The 2,372-nt window shown below is 59.9% G+C and carries 3 protein-coding genes; all 3 read left to right on the forward strand.

Annotated features, from left to right (window positions below; translation table 11 throughout):
- Window positions 1-738: Gfo/Idh/MocA family protein (locus tag WA354_RS15675; RefSeq protein WP_472813959.1), on the forward strand; the 738-nt coding region annotated here is incomplete at its 5' end.
- Between the two features lie 118 nt (window positions 739-856).
- Window positions 857-1,711 (forward strand): deoxyribonuclease IV, encoded by an 855-nt coding sequence (locus WA354_RS15680; protein WP_472813960.1) that lies wholly within the window; start codon window positions 857-859, stop codon window positions 1,709-1,711.
- A 71-nt stretch (window positions 1,712-1,782) separates the two neighbouring features.
- The coding region (locus WA354_RS15685; RefSeq protein WP_472813961.1) for a hypothetical protein at window positions 1,783-2,372 on the forward strand (590 nt) is incomplete at its 3' end.

A 2,372-nucleotide genomic window follows, 5' to 3' on the forward strand; every position in this document is an offset into this window, starting at 1 on the left:
TACACGATTCCGCCGGATGCTTCGCCGGAGACGTGCGACTGGCCGCGGTTTCTGGGCACGGCTCCGAAGATTCCGTTCAGCGCGGAGCAGTTTTTCCAGTGGCGCAAGTGGAAGGCGTATGGCAGCGGCGTGGCTGGGGACCTGTTTGTGCATCTGTTCAGCGGCACAAATTTTGTCACGGGAACGAATGGGCCGACACAGGGCATGGCGACGGGTGCGATTCGATATTGGAAGGATGGACGTGATGCCGACGATGTGGTGCTGGGGCTGTTCAATTATCGCGAGGGATTCAACCTCAGCCTGCGCGTGAATTTCGTGGATGGCGGCGACGAGAGCGAAAGCCTGATCTTTACTGGCGATGAAGGGACCATGGAGATTGGCTGGACGTGGCTGGCCGTGAATCGCGTTCCGCGCGAGAAGGAACCAGGGCTGACTATCGATACATTCCCCAAGGCTATGCAGGCCGAGATCGAGGCGGAATACGCAAAGAAGTATCCGCGGCGGCATCCTGAGGGTCCGACGCCCGTCGGCTACGAGAAATATGTTGCACCCCCGGGATACAGCGATCAGTACGACCACTTCAAGAACTTCTTCGCCTCGGTGCGATCGCGGAAGCCGGTGGTCGAGGATGCAGTGTTCGGATATCGGGCTGCAGGGGCGGCGCTGCTGAGCAATCTGAGCATTGAGCGGGGCGCGGTGGTGAAGTGGGATCCTGATGCGATGAAGGTGTTGTCGTAGGGGGCAGGTCCGGCTGGAGTTCGTTGCTCTCCCACCCAAGCCGCAAAGAGCGCGGCTTGGATGGGGCACCCACTGTATGTGTTTAGATTGACCTTCTTCGCCGATTTAGAATCGGGGAATGAGCAAGCGGATCGGGGTTCACCTTGGGACGGCGGGTGGCGCTTCCAATGCGGTCGAGCGCGCGAAGGAAATTGGCGCGAACACACTTCAGATTTTTTCGTCGAGCCCGCGGATGTGGCGGGCGCCGAAGATCGACCCTGCGCAGGCCGAGCGGATGCGGGCGCTACGCGCAAAGTATGATGTGGGGCCGCTCGTCATCCACACCAGCTACCTGGTGAATGTCTGCAGCCAGACAGTGGATATTCGGGACAAGAGTGTCGCGGCGTTTCGCGGGGAGATTGAGCGTGCGCTGACGCTGGGCGCCGAGTTCCTCGTCCTGCATCCGGGGTCGTGGAAGGGCATGACGCGGAATGAGGGGCTGAAGCTGGCGGCGGAGTCGATTGCGAAGGCAGTAGACGGGCTGCCTTGGCAAGGTACCGATTTCAGCATCCTGATTGAAAACACTGCGGGTGCGGAGTGCTCGCTGGGCGGCAACTTTGAGCAGGTGGCGGAACTGGTGCTGCGGCTGAAGACGCATGCGCCTGTGGGAGTGTGCCTCGATACTTGCCATACGCATGTTTCCGGATACGACATTGTCACGCCCGAGGGCTACGCCGAGACGATCACGCAGGCCGATATCACGTTTGGCGTGGATGCAGTGAGAGTGTGGCACTGCAACGACGCCAAGGCGCTGCGCGGATCGAAGCTGGACCGGCACGAACATATCGGGCAGGGAAATATTGGCGTGGAGCCGTTTCGCTGGCTGCTGAACGATCCGCGGTTTGCGGATTGTGCGTTTATTGCGGAGACACCCAACGATGATCCGGGCGACGAGGAGCGGAACGTAAAGGTGCTGAAGAGCCTGGTGGCGTGATGCAAAGAAAGACTTGCGCAAGCAGGTCTTCCGGGGGAAACTGATTGCGCCTTTGGTTGCCGGGGACACGCATGCGCAAAAGCCAGATCGCAGTTGCGATTGTTGCGGTGATACTCACGCAGGCGGGGACTGCCCAACAGCCGCCGAAACCCAAGCCTCGTTCTGCGATGAGTTGCCTGCCGGATCCAGTGCGCCATCTGCCATACTCGGCCGAGTTTGGTATGACCAACACCTCTCCCGGGAGTGACGGCAACCCGGTGGTCTACCACTATTCAGACACTGAGGCATTCGACTCGCATGGACGATACCTGGGAACTTCGACGTTTCCGGACCCCAATCACAAGGGACCGCCACAGACAACTGGCTTGGAGTGCGATCCGACGACAGATACGCAGTATCAGTGGGACTCGCTGAAGCGAAGCCTCGTCGTGCTGAAGATGCCCAGGATGGAAGATCGCGATGGTTGCTGGGAATCAGACGCGGGAGACTTCTTCATCAACTTCGACAAAGCCCGACGCGTCAACGCCGAGACGCAGGCCAGGACGAACCGCTTGAACCAGGCGAGTCAAGACCAGGATCATTCCAATCCACTCGTCGAAGACCTCGGAACCATGACGTTACAAGGCGTCGAGGTTCGCGGCACACGGACGACGCACCCGCC

Source organism: Occallatibacter sp., from assembly GCF_049802275.1.
GTDB lineage: Bacteria > Acidobacteriota > Terriglobia > Terriglobales > Acidobacteriaceae > Telmatobacter.

Coding starts and splice junctions, on each gene's coding strand:
- WA354_RS15680 (WP_472813960.1), top strand. CDS start 857: ATGAGCAAGCGGATCGGGGTTCACCTTGGGACGGCGGGTGGCGCTTCC.